The 438-nt window shown below is 30.8% G+C and carries 1 protein-coding gene; it reads left to right on the forward strand.

The annotated features are described in order from the left end of the window. The coding region (locus AC1DWA_RS33460) for a hypothetical protein (protein ID WP_477917800.1) at positions 1–304 on the forward strand (304 nt) is incomplete at its 5' end. Positions 305–438: the final 134 nt, after the last annotated feature.

Consider the following 438-nt stretch of genomic DNA (forward strand, 5'->3'; position numbering starts at 1 on the left):
GATATATTCAGAGATTAAAACAGTTAGATTTGGCGTTGTTAGTCATCATGCAGTAGATGATAAGGTTCAGGTTCGTGGAAGTCTTGTATTAGAAAGATACGATCAAAACGATGAGAAAAGCCGATACGCTGATAATCATAAAAGTAATCTTGTGAAAGAACTAATAACAACTAAAATCAAATATGATAATTTAGTGGCAGCATTACTTGAGAAAAACATTTTCACTAAAGAAGAAGTTGAAAAGATTAATAATGTTTCTCATAAAGAGTTATTAGGTCAAGATTTCGATTATCGCACTTTTTAAAAGTAAGAGCATCCTTTATAGGATGCTTTTTTTATTGGTATGAAAGGATGATGAGTAATGCCTATTCAATTACTGAAAGATACTCATGCTAAGTTAAAAGCTTCTCATGTGAAAAGGAAGTATCAACGTAAGTT

This window comes from Rhodococcus sp. P4_F3_2 (assembly GCF_056401335.1).